24 protein-coding genes and 1 riboswitch are annotated in these 26,049 nt (G+C 38.6%); of the genes, 12 read left to right on the top strand and 12 right to left on the bottom strand.

Annotated elements, in window-relative coordinates:
• Nucleotides 1-136 precede the first annotated feature (136 nt).
• From MKZ26_RS11490 to MKZ26_RS11475, 4 genes are all read left to right on the top strand, one after another.
• Complete coding sequence (locus tag MKZ26_RS11490) at nucleotides 137-556, top strand: hypothetical protein (protein WP_067205688.1); 420 nt, start codon at nucleotides 137-139, stop codon at nucleotides 554-556.
• A 172-nt stretch (nucleotides 557-728) separates the two neighbouring features.
• A complete protein-coding gene (locus MKZ26_RS11485) occupies nucleotides 729-1,253 on the top strand; it encodes a GNAT family N-acetyltransferase (RefSeq protein WP_340766268.1) in 525 nt (174 codons plus the stop codon).
• Between the two features lie 571 nt (nucleotides 1,254-1,824).
• Entirely contained in the window at nucleotides 1,825-2,367 is a 543-nt protein-coding gene (locus MKZ26_RS11480) for a sigma-70 family RNA polymerase sigma factor (protein WP_340766267.1), read from the top strand.
• Nucleotides 2,345-3,352 carry a DUF4179 domain-containing protein gene (locus tag MKZ26_RS11475; protein WP_340766266.1) on the top strand — a complete coding sequence of 336 codons (1,008 nt, stop codon included), beginning with the start codon at nucleotides 2,345-2,347 and terminating at the stop codon, nucleotides 3,350-3,352. The genes MKZ26_RS11480 and MKZ26_RS11475 overlap by 23 nt, the downstream gene beginning before the upstream one ends.
• 414 nt (nucleotides 3,353-3,766) lie before the next feature.
• On the opposite strand, the gene MKZ26_RS11470 is transcribed toward MKZ26_RS11475, so the two are convergent.
• A complete protein-coding gene (locus tag MKZ26_RS11470; RefSeq protein ID WP_340766265.1) occupies nucleotides 3,767-4,693 on the bottom strand; it encodes a S66 peptidase family protein in 927 nt (308 codons plus the stop codon).
• A gap of 299 nt (nucleotides 4,694-4,992) precedes the next feature.
• On the opposite strand from MKZ26_RS11470, the gene MKZ26_RS11465 reads away from it, so the two are divergent.
• Nucleotides 4,993-5,835 carry a glycerophosphodiester phosphodiesterase gene (locus tag MKZ26_RS11465; RefSeq protein WP_340766264.1) on the top strand — a complete coding sequence of 281 codons (843 nt, stop codon included), beginning with the start codon at nucleotides 4,993-4,995 and terminating at the stop codon, nucleotides 5,833-5,835.
• A 380-nt stretch (nucleotides 5,836-6,215) separates the two neighbouring features.
• Nucleotides 6,216-7,430 carry a carboxylate--amine ligase gene (locus tag MKZ26_RS11460; RefSeq protein ID WP_340766263.1) on the top strand — a complete coding sequence of 405 codons (1,215 nt, stop codon included), beginning with the start codon at nucleotides 6,216-6,218 and terminating at the stop codon, nucleotides 7,428-7,430.
• A gap of 65 nt (nucleotides 7,431-7,495) precedes the next feature.
• Here MKZ26_RS11460 and MKZ26_RS11455 read toward each other — a convergent pair whose 3' ends face one another.
• The 7 genes from MKZ26_RS11455 to MKZ26_RS11425 form a co-directional block, all read right to left on the bottom strand.
• Nucleotides 7,496-8,719, bottom strand: coding sequence for a methyl-accepting chemotaxis protein (locus MKZ26_RS11455; protein ID WP_340766262.1), 1,224 nt, complete (start codon nucleotides 8,717-8,719; stop codon nucleotides 7,496-7,498).
• 114 nt (nucleotides 8,720-8,833) lie between these two features.
• Nucleotides 8,834-9,913, bottom strand: coding sequence for a DUF871 domain-containing protein (locus tag MKZ26_RS11450; protein ID WP_340766261.1), 1,080 nt, complete (start codon nucleotides 9,911-9,913; stop codon nucleotides 8,834-8,836).
• Nucleotides 9,914-11,224, bottom strand: a complete 1,311-nt coding sequence (locus tag MKZ26_RS11445; RefSeq protein ID WP_338653604.1) for a 6-phospho-beta-glucosidase — start codon at nucleotides 11,222-11,224, stop codon at nucleotides 9,914-9,916. It lies immediately after the preceding gene.
• 110 nt (nucleotides 11,225-11,334) lie between these two features.
• Nucleotides 11,335-11,655 carry a PTS lactose/cellobiose transporter subunit IIA gene (locus MKZ26_RS11440; protein ID WP_067205725.1) on the bottom strand — a complete coding sequence of 107 codons (321 nt, stop codon included), beginning with the start codon at nucleotides 11,653-11,655 and terminating at the stop codon, nucleotides 11,335-11,337.
• 9 nt (nucleotides 11,656-11,664) lie between these two features.
• Nucleotides 11,665-13,038 (bottom strand): PTS sugar transporter subunit IIC, encoded by a 1,374-nt coding sequence (locus tag MKZ26_RS11435; RefSeq protein WP_445683417.1) that lies wholly within the window; start codon nucleotides 13,036-13,038, stop codon nucleotides 11,665-11,667.
• Nucleotides 13,039-13,190: 152 nt separating this feature from the next.
• Entirely contained in the window at nucleotides 13,191-13,493 is a 303-nt protein-coding gene (locus MKZ26_RS11430; RefSeq protein ID WP_067205726.1) for a PTS sugar transporter subunit IIB, read from the bottom strand.
• Nucleotides 13,494-13,687: 194 nt separating this feature from the next.
• Nucleotides 13,688-16,360 carry a sigma 54-interacting transcriptional regulator gene (locus MKZ26_RS11425; RefSeq protein WP_340766260.1) on the bottom strand — a complete coding sequence of 891 codons (2,673 nt, stop codon included), beginning with the start codon at nucleotides 16,358-16,360 and terminating at the stop codon, nucleotides 13,688-13,690.
• A 401-nt stretch (nucleotides 16,361-16,761) separates the two neighbouring features.
• Between MKZ26_RS11425 and MKZ26_RS11420 the strand changes: the two genes are divergently transcribed.
• Nucleotides 16,762-17,373 (top strand): sterol desaturase family protein, encoded by a 612-nt coding sequence (locus MKZ26_RS11420; RefSeq protein ID WP_338653601.1) that lies wholly within the window; start codon nucleotides 16,762-16,764, stop codon nucleotides 17,371-17,373.
• A 165-nt stretch (nucleotides 17,374-17,538) separates the two neighbouring features.
• Nucleotides 17,539-18,180: a DUF3885 domain-containing protein gene (locus tag MKZ26_RS11415; RefSeq protein WP_340766259.1), complete on the top strand. Its 642-nt coding sequence runs from the start codon at nucleotides 17,539-17,541 to the stop codon at nucleotides 18,178-18,180.
• Nucleotides 18,181-19,061: 881 nt separating this feature from the next.
• Here the strand turns inward: MKZ26_RS11415 and MKZ26_RS11410 are convergent.
• Nucleotides 19,062-20,114 (bottom strand): SDR family oxidoreductase, encoded by a 1,053-nt coding sequence (locus MKZ26_RS11410; protein WP_340766258.1) that lies wholly within the window; start codon nucleotides 20,112-20,114, stop codon nucleotides 19,062-19,064.
• Between the two features lie 163 nt (nucleotides 20,115-20,277).
• On the opposite strand from MKZ26_RS11410, the gene fbpA reads away from it, so the two are divergent.
• The 3 genes from fbpA (at nucleotide 20,278) to MKZ26_RS11395 (ending at nucleotide 23,215) form a co-directional block, all read left to right on the top strand.
• Nucleotides 20,278-20,430, top strand: a complete 153-nt coding sequence (fbpA, locus tag MKZ26_RS11405) for a Fur-regulated basic protein FbpA (RefSeq protein WP_340741413.1) — start codon at nucleotides 20,278-20,280, stop codon at nucleotides 20,428-20,430.
• Nucleotides 20,431-20,543: 113 nt separating this feature from the next.
• Nucleotides 20,544-21,995, top strand: a complete 1,452-nt coding sequence (locus MKZ26_RS11400; protein WP_340766257.1) for an amidase family protein — start codon at nucleotides 20,544-20,546, stop codon at nucleotides 21,993-21,995.
• Between the two features lie 77 nt (nucleotides 21,996-22,072).
• On the top strand, nucleotides 22,073-23,215 hold the full coding sequence (locus MKZ26_RS11395; protein WP_067205742.1) for a DEAD/DEAH box helicase: 1,143 nt from the start codon (nucleotides 22,073-22,075) through the stop codon (nucleotides 23,213-23,215).
• Nucleotides 23,216-23,684: 469 nt separating this feature from the next.
• Here the strand turns inward: MKZ26_RS11395 and map are convergent, their stop codons facing one another.
• The 3 genes from map to MKZ26_RS11380 all read right to left on the bottom strand — a co-directional run bounded on the left by map (nucleotide 23,685) and on the right by MKZ26_RS11380 (nucleotide 25,059).
• Complete coding sequence (gene map, locus MKZ26_RS11390; RefSeq protein WP_340741415.1) at nucleotides 23,685-24,431, bottom strand: type I methionyl aminopeptidase; 747 nt, start codon at nucleotides 24,429-24,431, stop codon at nucleotides 23,685-23,687.
• A gap of 106 nt (nucleotides 24,432-24,537) precedes the next feature.
• The gene (locus MKZ26_RS11385; protein WP_338653596.1) at nucleotides 24,538-24,654 is read right to left on the bottom strand and encodes a hypothetical protein; all 117 of its coding nucleotides are present in this window, start codon (nucleotides 24,652-24,654) and stop codon (nucleotides 24,538-24,540) included.
• A 63-nt stretch (nucleotides 24,655-24,717) separates the two neighbouring features.
• Entirely contained in the window at nucleotides 24,718-25,059 is a 342-nt protein-coding gene (locus tag MKZ26_RS11380; RefSeq protein ID WP_187046639.1) for a DUF4870 domain-containing protein, read from the bottom strand.
• Nucleotides 25,060-25,297: 238 nt separating this feature from the next.
• A riboswitch (TPP riboswitch) is annotated at nucleotides 25,298-25,399 on the top strand.
• Nucleotides 25,400-25,479: 80 nt separating this feature from the next.
• On the opposite strand from MKZ26_RS11380, the gene thiT reads away from it, so the two are divergent.
• Nucleotides 25,480-26,037, top strand: coding sequence for an energy-coupled thiamine transporter ThiT (thiT, locus tag MKZ26_RS11375; RefSeq protein ID WP_187046640.1), 558 nt, complete (start codon nucleotides 25,480-25,482; stop codon nucleotides 26,035-26,037).
• Nucleotides 26,038-26,049: the final 12 nt, after the last annotated feature.

Genomic DNA, 26,049 nt, shown 5'->3' with positions numbered 1-26,049 from the left:
GTTAAACTAACAATCAGTGGGGGATGAAGAACCCCCCCCTCTGATTGAAGATTAACTTTATTAACCGTGCAACTATTGTTCAACTAACTGTACAGGGTCGTACAATAAGAAAGTAATAATAAAAGGGGAGAACAGATTGAAAAAATTAATACTGTTTTTATCTCTACTTGGTTTTCTGTTAGTTACTTCGGGTTGTTTGAATGAAATGGTTGGGCAAAAAATAACTGTACAGAAACGAACTGGTGAAGAAAATGTTTTTGAAGACATCAAAGAAGTCACTAAAAAAAATCAGGTAAAAAAAGCGATAGATATAGTTGGAAATGCTAATTTTGAAAATGAAAAGGTAGAAATGGCACACTATGCTGACTACCAATTTCAATTTCCTTCTAAGAATCGCTACGGCAGCGAAGACAAAATAGCGTCTTATCTACTATGGATTAGCTCAAATGGTGAAAATCTAGAGATAGTTAACGATAGCGATAAATATGTGAAATTAACAAAGCAAGATTCAGCAGACCTATATGAAATTTTAACAGGAGAAGAATTAGTAAAATAATTCCCTATCTTCGTATACTCTTCAATTAACGAGTGCGTTTGTGAAGTGGGTTATGTTTACCTTAAGCACATGGGATAAGGGAGATCGTTCAGCAATCGAATGGCTGTTAACAGGTAGAATCTCATGGAGAGACTTCTAATAGACAACAATATAAGAATAGAGGTTATTATACATGGACATATATATTGAAAAATTACAGGATACAGATGCTGAAGGTTTGTATAAGTTTGAACTTGATAACAGAACATTTTTCGAAGAAATGGTACCTACTCGTGGAAATGACTATTATAACCTTGAGGTTTTTAAAAAAAGACACGAAGATTTACTTGAAGAACAAGTTCAAGGAGGTTCATATTTTTATTTAATTAAAGATAAAGATAGTTCAATTCTAGGAAGAATAAATGTCGTGGATATTGATAAATCTCAAAAAACGGGTCATCTCGGTTATAGGGTAGGGCAAGCACATACTGGAAAAAATATTGCGACTAAAGCATTGAAGTTATTAATTGAAACAGTAACTGACATAGACATAAAACAAATTAAAGCGAAAACAACAACTAACAATATAGCTTCTCAAAAAGTTTTAGAGAAAAATGGATTTGAGAGAACAGCTACTGATAGCGGAGAATTCGAAATGAATGGCCAGAGGTTAAACTTTGTTTATTACATTTTGACTATTAAAGTTAAGTCTTATTGAACTTCCATGAAATAAAAAACGCTTATTATTGATAATAATGTATAACAAAAAGCAAAGACTTGAGAATGATAATATTGAATGGATAGGTAAATTAAGCAACAGCTTCATCCTTCATATAATATAGGCAAGGCTGTTCCGGTAACTAAAGTAGGATTAATACTCCATAAGTTGCTACCCATATTGGGTGCAATAGTCTGTGATGTACCATAATCGTTGGAGTTAGACTAACGGATGGGGGCTCTATGGCAACATAGTTGATTGTCCTTCTTCATCAGTCGTAGTATCTAATATCCGTTCTGCATACATTTTTATCCTCTGCGCTGTAACGCTGATTTTGCGCTACATGTATGTCGAACGCTCCTTGTAGTTTAATTATAATTTTTTCGGAAAAGTGAAAGTATCGGTTATTGCACCGATGCTTTTTTAGTCGTTTCAATAAGCGTTTTTGTTAATGTTTTTTTCTCTAATGTACCCAAAAGAGAATCCATTATCAGTTGAGTAGTTCTTTATTTCAAAAAAGTGCATCTTTTTTTGATTGAAAACTCTCTAATAGTCAGGACGGTGAAAAAAAATGACGGTTAATGACAAGAAAGTAATAAAAGCGATTGGAGGAAATCAACAAGCGTTGTTGTTTTTGCTTCAACAAGAAAAAGAGAAAATTTATCGTACTGCATTTAGTTATGTTCGAAATAAGGCGGATGCTTTAGACGTTTTCCAGCAAACTGTGCTATCGGCAATTGAGTCTATTCATCAGTTAAGGGAGCCAAAGTATTTTTCGACATGGCTGATGAAAATTTGTATCAATGTATCACTTGGTGTACTTCAAAAACAAAAGAAAGTGGTTTTGATGGACGATCTAAAATTTCAATCCCTTTCCACTGATATGGCAACATCTGATGAAAAAATGGACTTACTTGATGCCATTTATAGATTAAATGAAAAATATAAGACAGTACTAATTTTGAGGTATTATGAAGATTTAACTTTTGAGCAAATAGCAGAGATACTTGGCGAACCAATCGGTACAGTCAAATCGAATGGCAAGAGAGCGTTAGCGAAACTCAAACCGATATTAAAAGGAGTGTATATAGATGACCGAGCAAAACCGCTTTAAAGAAGTGATAAATGAAATTCCCGTTCCTTCTGAAGAGTTAGATGCTATTTTGATAGATGCTTTTAAACAGGAGAAAAAGATAATAAAATTCCCCTTCAAACGAATGGTTAAATATACTGCAGTTGTAGGGATTCTGTCTATTTGTACGATTTCCTCTGCTTATGTGTCACCAGCATTTGCTAACTTTGTTACGCAAATTCCAGTCATTGGTCATGCATTCGACTATTTCATCTTACAAGAAGACTATTATCAAGCGTATGAGGAAATCAGTACAGATATTGGTTTAGTTGAAAAAAGTAATGGCGTCGAACTAATTATTGAGAAAGCATTTTATGATGGGAATACGGTGACGCTTTCGTATGTACTGCGAACAGAAGAAGATTTAGGTTCATTTCCAACTTTCGAAAATCTGCCCACTAATATAAGTAATGCTGGCTATGAAGGAGAGTATGTCGATGGAGTCGGCTATGTTGGCATGATGACCTTATCAATGCTGGAGGACGCTAAGGAGACGGTAAATGTTATTTGGAAACCAAATTCGATTTCTTCAGATCAAAAGACAATAGAAGGGGATTGGCAGTTTGCATTTTCTTTAAATGCGCTAAAGGGATCACATATTTCGATTAATGAACAAGTAAGTAAAGAAGGTATTACAGTCGAATTAATTGACGCAATCAAAACAGATGTTAATTTAACAGTAAACTATTTACAAAATGTCAAACCATCCGTTCATAACAACTGGATGTACGTTGAAGCGGAGTTATATGCAATTGATAATTTAGGTAACGATTATAAAGTGCCTTATACTGGCGGAACTGGAACAAAAGGTGGAGATTCCAGTGAAGATATCACATGGAATGCAACGATTCATGGTCTTGCCCAAGAAGCAACATCCATTACATTTTATCCATTCGCACATGTAAGTAATAGTCAAAGCGATAATAAACGTATTGATTTCGAACCGATTATCGTGGAATTAGAGTAGCTATCAGGTGATTTACTCAACAGTGCTGTTCTCAAACGTTTAAACTGAATTCAAAAAAGTATTTGCGGCTAAAGGAAAAGGCGTGATTTATGTGAGTTACCTAGGTCATGCAGATATGAATACTGTTTTGGAGATAGTGGAAGATAAACTAGCGTTCAATAAGAAATAAGTTCAGAAATATTTCGAATGAAAGCCGATAGACATGTTTAACTACTTATCCCCCATAGCCTCATCATTGTTTCCTGAAAAACTATAAAGTTAGGGAATAATCGGTTGTGTGGATACGATCAGGTATACAGGAAAGACTTCGTTCATTCAGAAAACTAGACATTACCAAACAGAATAGCAGATACAACTTAAAAGAGCGGGAGACATCTCTCGCTCTTTTATTTCATCCAATTGTGCAACAATGAGTCAACCAGAGCTAACAGCAGGTTCCATCACAGTTATTGTCCGGTTAACTGTATTCATATTCAAGGTTGCCCCAATAGGTATTGTAGCTTTATAAATGCCATGTCCAGTTGCTAGATTGGACATGAGTGGTTTACCTAAAGGTACTAGAAAATCGTTTATAAGATCGTTATAGGACTTTCCATATGCATCTACACAATTTGTACATTCCCCCATTATTATCCCTACGCAATCATCGAACTTCTTGGCTAATAAAAGATGATTCAAATACCTGTAAACTGTGTTAATCGGTTCATGCGTTTCTTCAAGTACGATAATTTTCCCTTCCGTATTGATTTCAAAAGAAGTTCCTAACGTACCGATGAAAGATGTGAGATTGCCTCCGACAACGGGACCGGTTACGTTTCCAGGAACTAAGCTTTCGAGAAGCATACCAGGTGGATTATTTATTAGCCAAGGCGCGGTTAGTGTTGTGGTTGCTGAGAAGAATTGATTGAAATTATATGCCGGAGTATTTGGATTGAAATCTAGCAGGAGAAGGCTGTGAAATGAAATTAAGTCCGCATATTCGTACAGTACATTTAGTAGTACTGTAATGTCACTGTAGCCTGAGACGATTTTCGGATTTTGAGAAATGATAGAAAAGTCGAGGAAAGGGAGAATGCTTGCTACACCAACGCCGCCCCTTGAAGGCAATATCCATTTCACTTCTTTATTCTGAAACATGTTCATCAAATCCGACGCCATTTGTTGGGGCGTCGCTGCGAGGAATCCATTCGATGAATAGACATGCTCGCCTACAAGTACTTTAAACCCCATATTCCGTAAAGTTGTTATTCCTGCATCTATTCTACTTGCTGCCAATGGACTCCCCAACGTAACAATCCCAACAGTATCTCCTGGCTGCAAGTGAGGTGGTTTTATAGCCATATTTTACAGCTCCCTTTTAAATAAAATATGATCATACGAATCATTGTATTTATCAATAAAAGAAATAATTTATGTTGAACAAATGAATACCTATATGAACTGAGTGAAGGCATCCCCGAGCGCCGTAGCGAATTCAATGGAATTCTTTATTTCAATATATATATAGATTATCATTGGAACTATTTGTAACTTTAAGCCTAGTAAGAATTAACAGTTACAGGACCTTCCGCATATGCTATAATAAATAAAAAGAATGATTAGAATAGTTAGTATTCATCATTTGGTCTGAGGTTATAATTATGGGGGAGTTACAGAAAAAGAAGCTATTATTCGTCTTTGTAAGTATATGTATGCTACTTCTAGTTGGTTACGAAGCACGACCTTTTCATCATGTAGAAATGAATGGAATGATTAGTGTTGCGCATCGCGGGGCTTCTAATTTCGCTCCAGAAAATACGCAGTCCGCTTTTCGAAAAGCATTAGAGCTTGGGGCAGACTTTTTAGAATGTGATGTGCACCTGTCGAAAGATGGAGAGTTAATCATTATGCATGATGACAAAGTGGACAGGACAACAAATGGTTCTGGCTATGTGAAAAACTTCACGCTTGCCGAATTGAAAGAGCTAGATGCAGGAGGGAAATTCCATTCTTCATTTGCCGGAGAAAAAATTATTACTTTAAATGAATTGCTCGAAGAATTTTACGGGGAAACTGGTTTATTAATAGAGATTAAGAAGCCATCCATGTACCCGGGTATCGAAGAGCGAGTAGTGGCTTTGTTGGGTGAATATAATGATTTGAACAGCATCATTGTTCAATCTTTCGATATCGAATCGATGAGGAAAATGAACACGTTGCTTCCAGAATTAGAAGTGGCCCTACTCATAAAACCATCTATTCAATCTCTGTCCTCTCAAAAAATAATTGACCTGACATCCTTTGCGACATATATTAACTTTAATGTATCATATGTGAATAAACGTGAGATCAATCAAATACATAATCAAGGTAGAAAAGTATTAGTTTGGTCTACGAAAAATCAGGGATGGGTGGACAAAGCTTATCAATACAACGTTGACGGCATCATTACAGATTTTTCAATTTGGCCAGTTGAGGGCCCCATTCAGCTGGTGCAAGAGTAATCCACATCTGTTGATTAACCAGCAAATAAAGTAATCAAACACTAGGCGCTCCTTGTATGGCTACTTTTGGATTGCTTTGGACTTAGCGACTTCTATACACACTTGTCCCTTGGTAAAACTGCCGTGATTATTGTCGCCGAAAGCGAGCCGGAAACGTACTAGTCCACATAAAGCCTTTTGCGCCTAACTTACCTATATGTTATGAAAGAAAATGGTTGATAAATAGGCGTGAGCGTAATCCATAGTATGAAAAGGGAATCCAGTATCAGCCTTTCAGGGCGGTACTGGATTTCTTTGTGTACACTCTTATAATTGGCTTCCTTGACAATGAAAAACAGGAGCCATACACTTATGAGTAGAAAAGATAGTTGGAGGATAAAATGACAAATAATTATTTCATACCAATCATTATCGGAACAGACATGAATGCTTACAACATGGCGATCTCATTCCATGAAGAGTATGGGATCAACCCAATTCTAGTAGGAAAAGAATCTTTATCATTCACCAGTTTAAGCTCAATTATAAAGACGATAGAACTCAACCCAAAACTGCCTGAACAACAAGTATTCGTGAGCTTCTTGAAAGAGATTGCAGAGAAGTATGCGGAGCCAGGGAAAAAAATGCTGCTTATCGGAACAAATGATCTTTACGTCCGGATGATTATTGAAAATGCGGACGAGCTGAAAAGTCATTTCGTGTTTAATTATATTTCGGAACCACTTATGAACGATGTGCTCGTTAAATCGAATTTTTATAAGTTATGCGCAGAACATGGTATTGAAGCACCGGCTACATATTACTATTCTTGTCGGGATGAAAAGCCATTCTCAGAAAAGGTCATGTTCCCAATCATTATCAAACCAAGCAACGGTGTCGAGTACTATAAGAATCCGTTTGCAGGCATGGAAAAAGTGTATAAGGTCGATTCCTACGATGAAGTCCATAACGTTATTACAACGATTAAAGCGGGCGGCTATAGAGAGGATCTCATTATCCAGGACTATATTCCTGGGGACGATACATACATGTGGGATTCCGTATTCTACATGAACAGTCAAGGGAAAGCTGAGCTGATCACTTTCGCACAAGTCGTGCTACAAGAGCATACAGTCACTGCAATAGGGAATTATACAGCGCTTATCACTCGATATAACGAAGAGATGATGTTGAAACTAAAAGGCTTCCTTGAAGCATTGAACTACGTCGGTTATGCGAACTTTGATTTGAAGTATGACGAGCGGGACGGTAAGTTCAAAGTGTTTGAGGTGAATATACGACAAGGACGATCAAGCTACTATATTACGGCATGTGGACATAATATGGCGAAGTATTTAGTCGATGACGTCATTCATGGTCAACAGAAAGAGCTGACGCTACTGAATGAAAAATTCCTATTCACTGTCGTACCTAAAATCGTACTGAAGAAATTTGTGTCAAACCAAGAAGTTCTCAAAGATGTGAAAGCGTTGCTTAGAGCAGGGAAGTACGGCAATCCATTGTTTTATAAAAAAGACCGTCATTTCAAACGGAAGCTGTATTTATTCGCCAGACAAGTTAATTACTATCGTAAATATAAAAATAGTACGTGGTAAAACAATCCCCTATGCGATATGCATAGGGGATTGTTTATTTTTCGACTTATAAGTGCTGTGTGTTATTAAGATTCCACTATCGAATCTAGCTGCATGCTGATCACGCTTAGACTTCCGGCGGACTCTGCAATCATGGCGATCATTTTGCTTTGTTTTTGTATAGATGAAGTAATATTTTCTACGGATGTTGCAGTTTGCTGAGAAACACCGGATGAGTTTTGGACAGCAATCGATATCGTATGGTTTTGTTCGGTCACTTTTTTTAATTCATCATTTAAAGTATCGATTGCTTCAATGGTTTGTGTAACGGCTTGCCGAATGGCGATGAATTCTTTTTCCGTTGCTTTAACGGACTCATCAAGCTGCCTGGAATGGGAGATGGTTTCCGTCATTGTCTGGATGGTCTTTTCTGTTTCGTGTTCAATGCTTGCGATCATTTGTTGAATTTGTTGTGTTGAAGTATTTGACTGCTCCGCTAATTTACGTACTTCACTAGCAACGACAGCAAACCCTTTCCCATGTACTCCCGCCCTTGCAGCTTCTATACTGGCGTTTAATGCCAATAAATTTGTTTCTGAAGAAATACCTTTGATCGTTTCGGTTATTCGGGAAATATCCAATGTTTTATTATATAGTGCTGAAATGCTTACACTAATTTGGTCTGAAGCGTGTAAGGATTCTTCATTGGATTGTTTAAGCTGTGCAACCATCTCTGCACCTTGTTGTGTGGCCACTTCTGAATTTGTTGTCACTTGTCTAATGATCTGATTTTGTTGATTCATCATATCAATTGAATCGTTCATCATCTTCACTCGGTTGCTGACGATTTCCATATCTGCGACCTGATGTAATACTTCGTGTGAAATGCCAAGAATGGCGCTGTTGATATCAGCACTGGTGGCTGAGGTTGCTTCGGAAATGGCTGTAAGTTCTCCGGCAGACATTATAACGTGCATACTTGCATCACTAACCTGTTGGAAAAGCACCTCATTGTCATTCGAAAGGCTTTGAATGACCAAATGTAACTTTTTAATGTCATCGGGTGTATTCGAACAATCTATTTTGGTTAGTGATGAAGCATCCAACGCGGTTTGTGCCAATAACGTAAATGTTTTTCCAAAAGTTAAATAGAATGCCAGTATGCTCATAATTGTAAGTACACTAATGGCTATATAGACAAGAAGCAAGCTTTCCCATTGTGAAAAAAGAGAGGCAGCTCCTCCGACGGATAAAACAAGGACACCATGGACGACTACTAATTTCATGAATAAGTAACTCTTTGTAAGCATTTCTCTCACTCCAGACTTTTTTCCCGTAAGGCAAAGTAGTTATATACTATCAGGCAAAGTTTGTGAAAAAACGGTGTCAGACGTGGAGAAATCGGTGCCTGACACCGCTAATGATTACTTTTCGATTAGCTTAAATTTTTGCCAAGGATGAATCTGATCTAGTAAAAACTGTTCCTCTTTGTCAACTGTTGCAACAATATTTGTGTTTCCACTGTTCTCCATAGGAGAGAGGGCAACATGGAGTTCACCTTTGTAACGCTCATAGCCGGAATTATCGATTGTGACACTTCCACGAGCAATTGTATCTGTATCATGAGCTGGGAAGTCATGTTGTTGATAGAGAACACGACTTTGCGTAGAACGGATAACATAGGCGGAAACATCTCCACGGTTGAAGTGTGGATTTTCTAACGCAATTTCTTTCTCCATCTGTGAAGTTTGTTCTTTAAAGTCCACCTTTAATTCTAATAAATAGCGGTTGAGCAAGGATAAACTTTTTAACTCCTCTTCTGACGCAAAAGCATTACCGATAATCAAATCATCGATGAGATTTGTTTGGAAGAAATCCTTTGCTTGAACATCAATGGATAAAAAGCGATGCTCCTCAAGAGTAGGAAGGCCTTCTTGAACTGGCCACGGTCCAAACGCTGCATCTTTTGAAGAAATCATAGCTGCTGTACGGATGCCATTTTCTTTATATTGGGCAGAGCATTTGAGGAACTGTTCTCTTGATAGGCCCGTGTAACGTCGAGGATAAAAGTTATGGCAACCAATTATTTGTTGCTTGTTCGGTTGATAGGAAAGAATGTTTTCAAGGTATTTCGTTCCTTGACTCATATTCAATTCAATGGAAAGTCCATAGTCATTGAAAGACATAACGCTTTCTTCTAATCCTGAAAAACCGAGGTCAAGTCTAAGCCCAGACAGACCAAGTTCCTTAAAATACGATAAATCTTTATAGGAAAGATTTTTTTCTTCGAAAACCGATGGACTGACATCGGCAATAACTTCAAACTCGAGTTCGTTTGCCTTTTTTAAAAGAGTTTGTAGTTGTTGGATATCTTGTTCATCCGTTGCGGACATTAGACAGGTGAACATACGTGTGAAACCATAGAAACTAGCTTTTTCCATATAGTTGACGAGTTCTATTTCTGTCCCATACTGTGGATAAATTGAAATTCCGAGCTTTCTCATTTACACTAGTGCCTTCATTGAAAACTGTGGTAAATAGGCTTGATTGACTTCTAGTATCTCATCTAACAATAACTTAGCGACCTTACTGGAAGGGACAAACGGATTAGTTGTTAAGGCAAGCAACGCTTTTTGTTTATTTCCGGTCACGGCAGCTTCGATTGTTAATTGTTCAAATGCTTTTATCTGTTGGATTAAGCCGTTCAATTCAGGAGGGAGTTTACCAACTTGAATGGGCTGCGGTCCTTCACTATTGACAGTACAAGACACTTCAATAACAACATTATCCGGGAGATCTGTAATGGTTCCATTATTGGGGACATTCACTGTATGAATGGCATGGTCATTGGTAACAATTGATGAAATAAGTGAGATGGCTGCTTCAGAATAAAGTGAACCGCCTCGTTCTTCTAATTCTTTCGGTTTGACGTCTAAATTAGGATTCTTATAGGTTTCAAATAATCCTTTTTCAATGACTTTAACCTGTTCAGCACGTGTCCCTCTGAGTTCGGCTGCTTCTTTTTCTTCAATCAGCATTTCATCCATCATGTAGTAATAACGATGATAGGGGCATGGCAAAGCATTTAACGCTTGTAAAAACTCTTTATCCCATGGCGCATCATGAATGTTGCGCATATTCATATTGCGTCCCTCTGCGATGCGCTCGATAAGTGTACTCATTTTATCCTCACCGTTGACGAATACCTTTGTTGCATAAACAAGGTGATTTAATCCGGCAAAGGACATGTTTAGATTATCGCGATCAACTTCTAAAATAGTTGCAGTCATTTGTTTCATATTAATAGGCACATTACAGAGACCGATAGCTTTGACAGACGTGTACTTATGAATTGCTTCTGTTACTATTCCTGCTGGGTTGGTAAAGTTAATCAACCAGGCATCATTTGAATATTGCTCAATCTCTTTACAAATATCGAGGATGACGGGAATCGTCCGAAGAGCTTTTGCAAATCCCCCTGGTCCAACAGTTTCTTGACCAATTACATCGTATTTTAGTGGGATACGTTCATCACTTGCCCTTGCATCAAGACCACCAACCCGAAATTGTGTTAATACAAAATCTGCATTTGTAATTGCTTTAACGCGGTCAAAGGTAAGTTCAATCGTGATGGGAAGGCCGCTTTTTTTAATCATTCTCTTTGCAAGAGAACCGACAATTTCAAGTTTTTCTTTTCCTGCTTCAATATCAACCAATACGATTTCATCTGCTTTTATTTGAGTCGCCCGAAGAATAATACCTTCGATTAGTTCAGGTGTATAGCTACTGCCACCACCGATTACCGCAATTTTCATAGTTGATTCCTCCAATATCTATAATATTTATATGAATTTTATAGTCAAAACTAAAGGGGGGAGCAATCACTGCATTAACTCGATTTCTCCCGAATGATATTATTTATAATTCAACTTTTCCGGCAGCTATTCATCGCTTCATATAAGGCGATAAATTCACCTGCAAGATCTTTAAATGTGATTGCGTTCATAAGATGATCTTGTGCATGAATGAGCAGGAGAGAGGATTCTACTTTCTCACCACGAATTTCTGACTGTATTAAAAATGTTTGAACACGATGTGCATTGCTCATTTCCACATTTGCTTTTTCAATCAATTCGTTAGCCTGATCGAAATTATTTTCTTTTGCAGCTTGAATCGCCTCGAAGGCAGTGCTTTTTGCATTCCCGCTATAAAGAATGATCTGCATGATTTGTTCTTCTAAGTTCATAACTGCTCACTACTTCCTACTTGAGATTAATGTTTTTTCTTCTGGTTGTAATATAGGCCCATCTTGGACTGATAATTCATTTTGTTGTTGACGAGAATCAGCTTCATCTTGTAATGCCAGTTCTTCTTGAAGTTTTTTCACTTCAATTCTTTCCGCAATTTTAACAAATGGCAGATAAATTACTACTGAAATGATTAAGTTAACAGCGGCTAATACAGCCCCTTTCCAAGATCCTGTGGCCAAAAACCCACCAATAACAGGTGGTGTTGTCCATGGGATGAGGTTAACCGTTTTTGGAACAATTCCAGTTGCAATCATAACGTAACTAAAGATTACCAGAACTACTGGCGTCAAGATGAATGGAATGATTAACAATGGATTTAACACAATCGGGAAACCAAATAGAATTGGCTCATTAATATTAAATAGACTTGGTCCCGCACTCAAGCCCGATATGTTTCGATAATGTTTATGACGACGGCCTGCAATAAACACCGCAATGATCAAACCAAGCGTTGCACCTGTACCCCCTAAATACATAAAGGCATCAAAAAATGGTTTTGTTACGATATAAGGAATTTCTAATCCAGCTTCAAATGCTTTTATATTTGCTTCAATTGCTGGTAAATAAACCGCTTGCATAACTGGCTCCATAACATTTCCTCCATGAAGTCCAAAAAACCAAAGAACATGGATAATCAATGCAAGAACAATGGCCGACCCAGGTGTGTTAGCCAATTTGGAGACTGGCTCCTGTAATGCATCGAAGAATGCTTGATGGATATCAGGCATGCCTGCTACTAAAGTAAATACCTTAATTAGACCAAATATACTTATTGCAATCATAGCTGGGAATAGAGCTGCAAATGATTTTGCTACCGCTGTCGGAACGCTAGGAGGCATCTTCATTACGAGCCTCTTATTGCCAAGTAATCTCGTGAAAATTTCAGTTGAAACGAGTGCTACAATAATAGCGATAAATAATCCTTGTGAACCGGCCCAAACTAATGGTAATCCTGAGCCCTCCGCAATGGGCGTTGTAATCGCTAGTAAAGAAGCAAAAGAGACAACCCCGGCTGACAGACCGTCCTTATCGTATGAACGGGCAAGTTGATAGGAAATTGTGAAGGCGATAAGTAACGAAACAATTGCGAATGTCCCCGTCCAAACGGCCCCACCAAATTGCTTCCAAGCATCACCGCCAAAAATCATCTCCATAAAATTCTGGTATGCTTCAATCGGCAAATTATTGATAAGCGTAACCATTGAACCAAGAATCATTAATGGCATGATAATAACAAAGCCATCACGAATGGCAGCTAGGTGACGTTGAGCCCCAATACGACCACCAATTTCCATAAACTTATCCATTTTTTCGCTCATTTTATTCTCCCCTTTATTCTTCCTTTGAATAAGAAAGAATGTATTTTTAGTTGATTATTCCGTTAATTTAAATTAAAGATCAGAAATTCGACAAACCTCCGAATCTCTCCCCATATGATCTTCGTATCACTGGAAAAGCTTTTAGCCTATGATTATAGCAATGCAAGCGCCTTTGCAAGAACGGATTCGCCATTCATTGTGCCGTAATCGATACTTTCGATAACTTGAACTGGGATGTTCTTTCCTTCAACTGCCTTTTCAATTTTCTTTTTTAGATAACGCACTTGCGGTCCTAATAGTAGAACGTCAATTGAATCGAAGTGTCTACTAGACTCCGCTTCCGATACAGCAAAAATTTTAACATCCATAGCTTGAGCCTTTGCTGCCGATTCCATTTTTGTCACTAGTAAGCTAGTTGACATTCCTGCAGAACAAACGAGCATGATGGTTTTCATAGTCTATTCCTCCCCATTTCCTCTTTTTATAATTCAAGTAAATAGTGATAGCCATGTATTTACTTGTACGTCTATTTAATATGCAAGAAGCGTGCCGACTTTTTTTGGTGTAAACGCTGTCTTTTTGCGCCTTTTACGTTACACACATAAAAGTGAGGTGTGTAAACGTTCACACACCTCACTTTTTTAGGGAACTATGTTGAGATACGATTGTTTTCTACAAACATTTTATAAATATGCATCTGTTCACTTTCTGCAAAGGTAATATCATATTCGATTTCTAAGCTATATAAGATAGTTTTCACAATCGCGAGCTTGTCTGCATGTTCTTGATGAAACTTTTTTGGACTAGGGAATGGACGTGCTGGTTGATTTAATCTCATATTTTCAATGAGAAAGGCTAAATGAAGGATAATACCCGTATCGACCCCAGTATCCAGTGTGATGCTCAATTGCAATTCAAGTTTAATTACGGTTTTTTGCAACAGTTGTATTAAACGAGAGACAGAGGGAATCATTTTAAAGTGATTTTCAAGTGCTTCTACCATCTCGCTATAGGGTTCATGATTACCAATTAAATTTTCTAATCTTTTTAAATGATGATCCTGGAAGATTTCAATCGGTGAAAAGTAAGGGATATTGAAGTATTCGAATTGGACAGTCCCTGCAATCGCTAATATATTATAGTCCTCTAGTAATTGATCAATTTTTTCTGTGAAAGATTGCCGATGAAGAAATTGTAAAGAAATAAGTTCGATATTTTTTCCTTTTACAACTTTTTCTAACTGTTCTTTAATCATTTTAGCGACACCATCGCCTGTGAAGCAAGCTGTAATGATGGCCTTTTTGGATGGTTTCGGAAGGGATGCCGACGAACTGAACTGATTTTCAAGTAATTGCTTACTACTATGATATATATCTTCCAAGCTTCTTCCTAATGAAGCTTTTCGAACCGCTTCCATTACTACAGGTGTACTTGCCATTGATACTGTTTTTGTTTTAATGCCCATCTCTTCAAAAATCATATGGCCAAAGGAAGAAAGTGAGCCCATATCTACAAGGAACAACACTCCTTTTGTCGGTTGTAGATCATGTATTGCACCTTTGATAAGGTCATACATATCCCGTGCATCCATTGAAAGTGGCATATCAAAAGCCTTCCCGAGTCGTACGCCTAATAGATCCTGAACAGTCATTAACATACTAGTTGCAGTCGAGTTTCCATGCATAACGACGATAATGATGACTTTGTGTTCTTGGGTATACATGTTTTCTTCTATTTCGGGTACTAAAAACATGGTGATAAAACCAATTTCGTCAAGTGGAATTTCTACACCGACTTCATTACCTATCATTTGTGCAGCTTCAATGGCGACTTTAAATTCTTTTGGATATTTTTTGTGAATTTTATTTAAATTGGGATGTGAGATTAAGTTGTTCTGTTCGATTCGCTCAATTGTTCTTTGTAAATGAAGTGCGAAGGCAAATTTCATTTTCTTCTTAAAGGAACGATTTAATTCTAGTTCTGCAAAGTGGAAAATCTTATCAGTGATCTCCAAAATTTGATTATTAACCATTTCTTTTAAACCAACTTGTGGTAAATGGTCAATGTATTCATCAAAATATTGATTGAAATCAACAAGCAATTCTGTTTGAATCTCTTTATCGTTCTTACCCTCTTGGTGGAGTTGTTTTAACTTGTTCTCCATATTTTGATAAAGATTTTCCTCGTGTTCTTGGTCAATATACTCAGTACTTTCATCTTTATGGGAAAATGTGAAAACTTTCTTTTCCGTATCAATGAGTCCATCCATTTTTTCTCGATATTGTTTAACGTCCAGTAATCCTTTTTGGACATGGATTGATAGGTCATTCTGCCGAATTAGGATGCTCGATGTTTGATTTGATATATAATGCAAAAAAGATTTTGCGCAAGCGAGTTTTAAATCACGCTGTAATTGACCAATGTTAGCAGTCGTACGATAAAGTAAAAATGCGGTTAGTGCATGCCTTTCAACATAGATGGTCTCATTCAAAGATCCTGACTCCTGGATAAGAAAGTGCTCGATTAGCTGATACCGTTCTTCAAATTGGCGCTCCTCTAATGAGGGCAATGTTATCGTCATCGGAATCCTTCTTGTGAAAGTTTCAAGTAAATATGATTCCGTAGATTCCGTAGTGGCCCCGATGATTTGGACAGAAGCGGTTTTCGTTTCCTCACTATCCCCTAAGCTTCGAAATTCCCCTTTATCGATGAAAGTAAATAGCATTTCTTGGCCTTCGGGAGGTAACCGATGAATTTCATCTAAAAACAAGACCCCTTTATCGGCTTTTTCGATTAGCCCTATCCGATTCTCAGTGGCCCCTGTAAAAGCCCCTTTTTTCACACCGAAAATATGTCCGAACAACAGCTGGGGATTTTGAGCATAATCCGCACAATTGAATTGAATGAAAGGGGCATTCTCTTCGATACATTTTGACTCAAGAGAATAGTTGTACATAATTTTAGCGAAAAAGGATTTTCCGGTGCCTGTTTTACCTAAAATTAAAGTGTGCAAACCCCTTGGTGGATAGTGGATTGCGGCTTTCGCTTGTTGGACGGAAATTCTCAAACTTCCTTCCGTACCGATTAAGTGAGAAAACGCATCGTGATTGGGTTCTGCATATTTTGGTTTAGGCAATAACTCCTTATAAAAATAGAGGATTGGTTTCCCGCTAGTTTTTTCAATTAAACCATCTTTGTAAAGTTCATTTAAATATCTACTGACATTTGACCGATCAAGTTGAAGGTGTTCGGCTACCTCGATGGCGGAGACACTACTTTTTACTTTTTTAATATAATAAAAAATATCGTCTTTACGGCCCATATGTATTCCTCCTCAAGCGGCTACATTGTTTCAACTAATATGAATAGTTCGGTATTGTCTTTATTTCTACCATGGTATCACAAACAAGTTCAATCAGATAGAAGACTTGAACCAAGTTTCATTCCACCTACAATTGGAGTTTCAAGTGAAGACTGGGATTTCAAAAGGTCTAGTAGCCTTATACCGAAACAAAAAGACTTCTCGCGTCTGGCTTTCTAACGAAGGTAAAACAGGAGATAGGTACTTATAACTGATAGCGGTAGTAATGGATTGAAATGATAAAGGATACTTTTGACCTTATAGTTGCTAAAATAAATGATCTTTACAATTAGATGATTAGTAGATGGTTGAGTTGTCTGAATTATTGATATATAATTATAAGGAAAGGGGGATGCTTGTAAATGAGGAAATACTTGAGGGAGTTCGGCGCTTTTCCTGACATTGCTGTTATGCTGCTTATTTTGATAGTTTGTGCTTCATTAACCGTGCCACATGTACTCCATCTTTGGACGTGGGTTGCTTTAGTCTTGGGAATGCTGACATATGCAACAAGTGAATACATGGTTCACCGTTTTTTATTTCACATTAAGACTCCAGAAAACCCGTTTATGCTGAAGATGATCAAACGGTTACACTATGATCATCATGTCGATCCGGATGATTTGAAATTATTGTTTCTACCGTTATGGTTCAGTATTCCAGGATTTATCATTTATGGACTTATTGTATTCCTAATAACGGGGAGCACGAACCTGACGGCGTCATTCGCGACGGGCTTGGTGGCTTACTTCCTCTATTATGAATGGAAACATTATATTGCCCATAAGCCAATACAGCCCCGTACGAAAATGGGGAAAAATATTAAGAAGCATCATCTTTTGCATCACTTTAAAAATGAAAATTATTGGTTTGGTGTCACCCATACTTCATTCGATAAAACGCTTGGAACCTTTAAAGAAAACAAGGAAGTTGAAAAAAGTCCGACCGCACGTAATTTGGAAAATAGGGTGTAAGTACAATACTCGTTTCCCTGGTTATTGCAACTAGGGAAACTTAACTTGTTCTCGCAACGTATTAATAGTAAGAAACATTTCAAGAACATGTCTTGCTTAGTGAGAGAGGACTTAGAGAGTAGAAAATGAAACGCAAATTTTTCTACGAAGATTGGAGCAATAAATATGGAGTTAGAAAAATTTATGGCAACAAATTTCTCAAACTTAGTTCTTACGCCACCATTGTTTTATAACTGGGACATTGGTATTCGATTTGAATTAGGAGTGGACTGGAAAAGGGAAGAGAATAAAGAAGGTAGTGTCTATCTTAGAGGAGTTTACGACAGGGCTATCACTTTGTTTGAGTCTTTACACCAAGAGGATGAAGAGATTTTAGTTGTGGTAAATGCACATGATTACGGAGGTAAATGGGCGTTCCGTGGGAAATTGAATTTGTTCTCACGGTATGTACGGGATAAGTCTGTTCTGTACAAATTACAGCATAAGATGATTCCTTACATAATTCCCGAAGACGATGAAGACGGTAAATACAAAACACATCTCTTTATTCTTAAATGTAAAACCTCTGACATTAGATACGTCTCCCTCTTGAAAGCCATATGCAATACTGATATGGGAGTAAAACCGAGTATTAATAATCGAGTCTTTTTTATCAATGTGAAAAATGAAACCATCTTCCATGTGTATGATGACAGAGGCTGTGATTTGGTGGCTAAGTCCCCGGAAGCAATTCGGAGTATCTATACGAAATATAACGATTGGATATTGGATTATGATAGAGAAAAGATTGATAAAGTATTTAATTGAGTAGTTCGATTCAAAAGCGATACTCTCAATTAAAGATTCTTTGCGTATAAAAAAGGACGAAACCATATTGGTATTCGTCCTTTTGATATTTTTTTGAAATATTACGTCTGTTGATTAACCAAAAGTAACCAGTGAATAACATGATCGGCTACAGCGCGCTACGTGTATAGTTGACTTTGGATTGGATGACTTCTATACGATTACCGAGATGTGTAGGTAATCGTATAGTGGTCCTTTATCCCGCATTAACGGGCAGTAAGACCCCCACTTCAAGTATTCAAGGACACAAGAAGAATAAGTGGGGGATCAACTGCCCGTAAAAGCCCGAATGGTTAAACTAACAATCAGTGAGGGATGAAGAACCCCCTCTGATTGAAGATTAACTTTATCTGTCGTGCTCCAAATCCATAAGTACTCGTAGCGCTGAATCTTTTTGGGACGAAAGAATTTTTGGCTTCTTATCCGGCTGATTCTTCCTATATGGTTTTTACTTTTTTTAGTAAAGAAGTGTCGCTTTCTATAAGACATCACATGAATTAGAGGCATAAACTTTACTGAAAGTAAGAAAGGAACGCATTGTACAACGTGCAAGAGTGCCTGAAATTGTATCTTCGGGCACTTACACTCTACATAGAATGTCATCTATTCTTTTCTTCCAAAACTACTGCATTTTTCACTTGAATAGTGTAGGAACGCGACAGGCAACTATTTGCAACAGGATTACTGAAAAAAGTGTGGCTAGAAGTGTCGGAGACACTTCTAGCCACACTAGGATCCCTCAGTAAATCTGTCATGAATAGTTAGCCGAAAGCGGGCCGAAAATAGTCCAGTGAAAATCAAGGTCATCAAGCCCTACTCACCAGACGTGTTGAAATATATTTCTAAACAGCGAAGTAAGCTTCGATGATTAACTTTGTCGTTTGTTCGTCCATCTCCAAATGCTTAACATCAGTTCCTTCAATAAGTTGCTGCGTGTTATTGTCATCGAAATTGAATGAGCGGGATAAGTAGGCATTGAATACACTAATCATGCCGTTCAGCCTCTCTTCCTCAGCTGTCAGCATTCCAGGTTCTGCGTTCTCGATGATTTCCAACTGTTGAAAATCAAGTGCGTTTTTGATGAGAGATAGAAGATCGTAATTCGTCGCAGGCGAGGGGTTTGTGATGTTGTAAATCTTGCCAGCCTCCGCTTTACTTGCAGCCAATGCTAAAATATCAGCAACGTAATTGACTGGAACAAAGTTCGATGTTGCGTTTTTACTTCCGACGACACGGTAAATAACATCAGCCTTGTCAGAAGATCTAGCTATACGACGCTTGAACACATCAAGTGCCCTCATAAAACCGTAAAGCGTGAACTCAGAATCAGCTTCGCCTGTTTCTGAATCACCAACAATAATTGAAGGACGGAATATTGATACATCCATACAATCGGAATAGGATAGGGCGAGGTGTTCTGATTTTACTTTGCTCTCTTCATAAGGATTATGAACGTTTGCATCGATTGGATAGAGTGATTCTACACCATGCGCACGTTTCCCAACAGTGTAAGCAGTGCTGATATAAATGAATTGATTTACATTAAATAGTTTGGCCAATTCCAACGCGTTTTTTGTACCTTCGTAATTGACTGAAAAGAGCTCTTTACGTAATTCTTCATCGAATTTCACAAGAGCTGCGATGTGATAAAACAGGTCGACTTTGCCTTGTAATTCATGAATGACATCGTCAGAAAGTCCGAAAAGCGGTTGTGTAATATCGCCGTTTAAAAGTTGGATTCTGTTCGCGGCATCCCCTGAGAGACTCGCGACAAGTCGTTGAGCTTTGTCCATATCCCGAACGAGTACAAATAATGTATGATCAGTCGTTTCTAGTAAGTTATTTAGTAATTTACCACCAAGAAAGCCAGTAGAACCCGTTAAGAAAATCGTCAACCTAAATCCCTCCATGAATAGGACAGAACTTATCTCCGTCCAATTGCTATTCTAATTATCGCATATATGGTTGCTTAAGTGAAAAATTAGCGGTTTTATGTTTGAAATAAGGTCATTAGAGGAATACATGTTGTGGATTCGACATCAAGGAGGAACTTACAGCATGAGAAAGATGGAAGAAACACAGATGGATTTGAAGAGAGAGAAAGTCATCCAAAGACTTGTGAAAGATGGGGTTTTCAAACTACATGGGAAACATCTTTACGAACTCCCGCTTTACGCACTTATGAAAGCCTATATAATACGTACCGAATAATATCGTACCGGCTGGAACCATTGCATCAGCCGGTATTTTTAGCGTGTATTGTCTTATGTTTAACCAATTGAGGTAAACTAGTGCGATAAGGTTCAGAATGGTGGGGAAATCCGATGTTAGATGACAAGTTAAAAAAACTTCAAAGCGATTGGCTAGATGAAGCAACAATTTCTGCCATGCAGGTAAAGATGAGTAGCGGAGAGTTATCGGCTGAAGAGCTTACGTTTATGTATATTGACACGATCTCATATAGGAACAAAAATATAAATGCAGTGCTTGAGTTGAACCCACAAGCTGTACAGATTGCTAGGGCTCTTGACGTAGAAAGACGGGAAAAAGGGATCCGTTCACTTCTTCATGGTATTCCGATTTTATTGAAAGATAATATGGGGACCCGCGACATGATGCATACGAGTTGTGGGTCACTTGCGCTTAAGGATTTCTATGCGGCAGAGGATTCTTTTCTCGTTAAGAAATTACGTGATGCGGGAGCTATTATTCTCGGAAAGACGAATATGACAGAGTGGGCGAATTTTATGTCCGATCGGATGACGAACGGCTGGAGTTCACGTGGTGGTCAAGTGAATAATCCATATGGTTTATTTGATGTCGGTGGATCGAGTTCGGGTGCCGCTGCAGGCATTGCAGCAAATATGGCAGCTGTGGCAATTGGTACGGAGACGACCGGATCAATCCTTAACCCTTCAGCGCAGAACTCGCTCGTTGGCATTAAGCCGACTGTAGGAACAATCAGCCGTACAGGGGTGATGCCTCTTTCGTACACACAGGATACTCCGGGGCCTATGGCAAGGACCGTACACGACGCAGCAATTACATTTAGCCTGCTGATTGGCACGGACCCAGAAGACCCTGTAACAGCGGAGGCATCCCGTCTAGTAGGAATTGACTGGACGTCTGTGCTTGATAGTAGAGCACTTGAAGGTGTTCGTCTTGGCGTTGCACGAACGATTTTCGAACGAGAAGCATCTACGGAACGTTTGAACCTTTTCGATGCCGCGCTCAAAGAACTTGAGGCAGCAGGTGCTGTAATCATAGATGATGTAGAATTAGGGACAATGGAAAATGACCTCGGTTATAATGTGCTTCTCTATGAATTTAAAGCGACCTTGAATGCGTATCTAGGGAAGACACCTGCAACAAATGCGATTCGTACATTGTCCGATATTATCAACTTCAACAATGAGCATGCAGAAGAAACATTGAAATTCGGTCAAGTGATGCTGGAAAAAGTGGAGCGAACAAGTGGAACGCTGACGGAAAGGGCTTATATAGAGGCACTTCTCCGCAATCGTCATTTGGCAGGGGACATCGCACTTGGCAAAGCACTTGATGAGCATGCTATTCAAGCGCTAGTATTTCCACAAGATCATGGATGCAGTTTCGGAGCGGCAGCGGGTTTCCCATCTGTTACTGTTCCAGCAGCCTATTCCGAGGCAGGTGAACCGTTTGGCATTACATTTTCAGGGAAAGCATTTACTGAACCTGAATTAATAGGCTATGCATACGCGTTCGAACAGCGTGTCAACGCACGGAAAAAACCTTAATCAGTTTTGTCAGAAATAGAGTGTAGCAGAGCCTATTATGATAAACTGAAGGGAATAGAGTGAAAGTGGGGATAATGATGTCCTTCTTAGAAAATATGGACGAAATGTTTAAAGAAAAATGGAAGTTTGAGTACGAAATGCCAATCCAGGAGAAAATGATTCCTGAAATGCTGGCAGGTAAAGATATCGTTGCAGAGTCACCGACGGGTTCGGGCAAGACACTTGCATTTGTATTGCCACTTTTGCAATTGGTTGATGGCGATAAAAAACAGACGCAGGCGCTGATTATAACACCATCACAGGAACTGTCGATGCAAATCGTTAATGTTATCAGAGAATGGGTAACAGGAACTGGTATCACGGTTACACAACTAATTGGCGGGGCCAATATGCAGCGTCAGATTGAACAATTGAAGAAAAAACCAACAATTGTTGTTGGAACACCTGGTCGATTGGCTGAACTTATCAAGGTCAGAAAGTTGAAAATGCATGATATTCGTCACATTGTTCTTGATGAAGGCGATCAGCTTTTAGCGCGTGATCATCGTGTCGTTGTGAAAAATATGATTGAAGCGGCAAATCCGGAAAGACAAGTTATTGCCGTATCTGCGACAATTACAGATGAAATTGAAATTGTTGCTAGCAAGTTTATGAATGATCCAATCCGCATCCAAGTTGGAGCGGAAGAAATGCCGAAATCGGGTAAGGTCGTTCATTCATTTGTGAAAACGGATGCACGGGACAAAACGGATGTATTGCGTGGGATTTCTTATTTGAATGGAATTCGTGCTCTTGCATTTATTAATAATGTGGATCAGCTTCGCATGAAAGAAATGAAGCTTAGGTATAACGAAGCACCAATTGCGGTTCTTCATTCAGAAATGACGAAATTTGAGAGACAGCAAACATTGGAAAGTTTCCGTAAAGGCGAGTTGAAGATTTTGATAGCAACTGATCTTGCGGCACGAGGGCTAGACATTGATGGCTTAACACATGTTATTCACATCGACGTGCCACATACGGTTGAGCAATATTTACACCGTTCAGGCAGAACTGGACGAGCAGGCGGAGACGGGGAAGTATTGACATTGTTGTCGTACCCAGAAGAACGAGATTATCGTAAGCTGACTAAAGGAATTAAAACGGTTCAAAAAGTATGGTATAAAGGCCATCTTGCCGAAGGAAATTCAAAAACAATTGCAGCTCCTAAAAAGAAATAAGACAAGCGCAAGGAATCTATATATGTCGGGAAAATAGCACGTGTGTTGATTAACCATTTATTTGCATAAAATACTGGTGAATAGGGCTTAGAAAATTCCGTTTTCACTGAATCATTTCCGGTTCGCTTTCGGCAAACTATTCACGACACATTTACCATGAGGCAAGTGTGGCTAGAAGTGACTCTGTCACTTCTAGCCACACTTTTTTCGGTAATCCTGTTGTGAATACAAGTAGCGCCCAGTAGGTGATCATGTTATTCACTGGTGATTTTTGATTAATCAATAGACGTGGGAAAATAGTTATATAAATCGAGTGAAGGCATCCCCTAGCGCCGTAGTGAATTTAATGGAATACTTTATTACCACATATCTAGACAATAATAAAAAGGGCTATCCAGGAATCCAAGTGCATTGGATTTCCAGGGACAGCCCTTTTCTATATATATTGAAAGAACGCATTAGGCAGTAATTATAGTTGCGTCAAAATAATTGGTTCGCCTTTTGTGACGATAATTGTATGTTCGATTTGAGCCACAAGAGATTTGTCTGGTGTAATGAACGTCCAGCCATCCCCTGATTCAATAATATGCTCTGCTTTTTCAGAGATAAACGGTTCAACTGCAAGAACCATTCCTTCTTTCAGAAGCGTCTTATCCCAAGCGTCATAATAATTGAGTACATGCGAAGGTTCTTCGTGCAACGCTTTACCGATGCCGTGGCCAGTCAAGTTTTTGATGACTTTTAAGCCATTTTCTTTTGCCTCGCGTTCAACTGCTTTACCGATTTGGTTTAAGCTTGAACCTGCTTTAACTTTCGTCATTGCACGTTCAAATGCACTCTTAGCCACATCACATAATTGTTGTTTCTTTTTATCGGGTGTACCGACAACAAATGAAATGCCAGTGTCAGCAAAATAACCATTGTAGGAACCTGAGACGTCAATATTAACGAGATCTCCATCTTCTATGACGCGGGAACCAGGCATGCCATGGGCAACTTCACTGTTGACGCTGATGCATGTAAATCCAGGGAAATCATATTCTGCGATAGGACCTGAAATTGCACCTTTTTCTTCGAATAAGCGACCGCCGATGTCATCAATTTCTTTCGTCGTTTTACCAGGGACAGTTGCTTCTTTCATCGCTTCCCTGATTTCAGCAACAATTTTGCCGATTTTCTTTAACGCTTCAATTTCCTGTTCAGTTTTTGCAATCATTATGTTCAAATCCTTTCTTCCGTTCATTCTTTTCCATACCATACTATATCATATGGAGCTGAACAAAAAAGCCTACAAACTTAAAAAACGTTTGCAGACTGTCGAATTATTTCTTTGGGATTGTCGTGCTTGTTGCTTTTTTTTCTTTCATTACTTTGCGAACAATCGGATAGACGATAGGCGCCAATTTAATAGCGGTTTTTAATAATTTTCCAATATTCATTACGAATCACTCCTAAACACAGCATTTGTTACTTTTTTCCCGAATAGGTGGTTTTATAAACATTCACTTCAATACTTTAACACCTTGAAACACATTCCAAATTAGAATTGCTATGAGCAAAACTCCATAAACTAGCATGAATAAGACAGGTGTTAATTGCCAAAATCCAAAGTTACCACTAGGCATTACATTCAGGTCGTAGGTAAAGGAAAACATTGAAAAAGAAAAAATGATAAATCCTGCAATAAGAAGTACGACAGGAACAAGATGTGAAACGAGAGAGCGCTTGGCATGGTGTTTTACTTCACGGTCATCCGAAACGAAATAAATAATGACGGGTATAAGTAAAGGGGTGAAGAAGACACTAAAGTAGCATAGGGCGGCTAACAGTTTATTGTTCGACACACGAATCCCTCCATTTTAGTTTAACTATATATATATTGAGTAAATGAATCCCTAGATTAAACTTGGCGAAGAGGCCATACAAGGGTTAACTGGAGCCTGAGATTGGCGGCATCTCCTAGCGCCGCAGCGAATTTAATGGAATTCTTAATTTCAACATATATAGGATAATTATCATCCCTGTTAATCATCTTGCTTATAGGATCCCCATCTTATACAATGAACTAGACAACTAAATTACTGGAACCACAGGGGGAGCCTATTTGGCTGAGATTGGACAGCACGTCCTGACCCTTAGAACCTGTAAGATTATTCTTGCGTAGGAATGTGGATGGAAATTGACATATTCGATGTCCCATCTATTTCGGGATGTCTTTTTTTATGCCCACATCTTTCGCTGAGCTAGGAAAGGGATGAATTAATTTGGATCGGAAAAGACTTCAACTTTTACTTGAAATAGCTATTTTAGGTGCAATTTCATTTGTACTTGATCAGATTGGTTTTAAAATGCCACAGGGTGGCTCGGTTACGCTGTCAATGTTGCCGATTGTTGTCATGGCATTTAGATGGGGGATTGCAGGCGGTATGCTGACTGGCTTCGTCAGCGGGTTATTGCAACTGATGATGGGAGGCTATGTCTTTAATATAATACAGGCTGCCCTTGATTACTTCGTGGCGTACACGTTGGTTGGAGTGGCAGGTGTTACACTTGCATGGCTGTTAAGTAGTAAAGTAAAAGGAAACAAAGGCTCAATGGTTACAGCAATCGTTGTGGGGACAGTTATCGGTGGCCTACTTCGATACTTGATTCACTTCATTGGTGGAATTGTATTTTTTGCATCTTATGCACCTGAGGGACAGCCCGTATGGCTCTATTCACTCGTATACAATGCAAGTTACATGATACCTTCAATAATATTATCAGCAATTGTTGCGTCAATATTATTCACTACAGCACCGCGTCTTTTAGAGAGAAAATAGAAAATCGCCGTT

It is taken from the genome of Sporosarcina sp. FSL K6-6792, from assembly GCF_038004885.1.
GTDB lineage: Bacteria > Bacillota > Bacilli > Bacillales_A > Planococcaceae > Sporosarcina > Sporosarcina psychrophila.
Note: the sequence above shows the minus strand (reverse complement) of the source record. Positions and strands in the feature narration are given on the sequence as shown.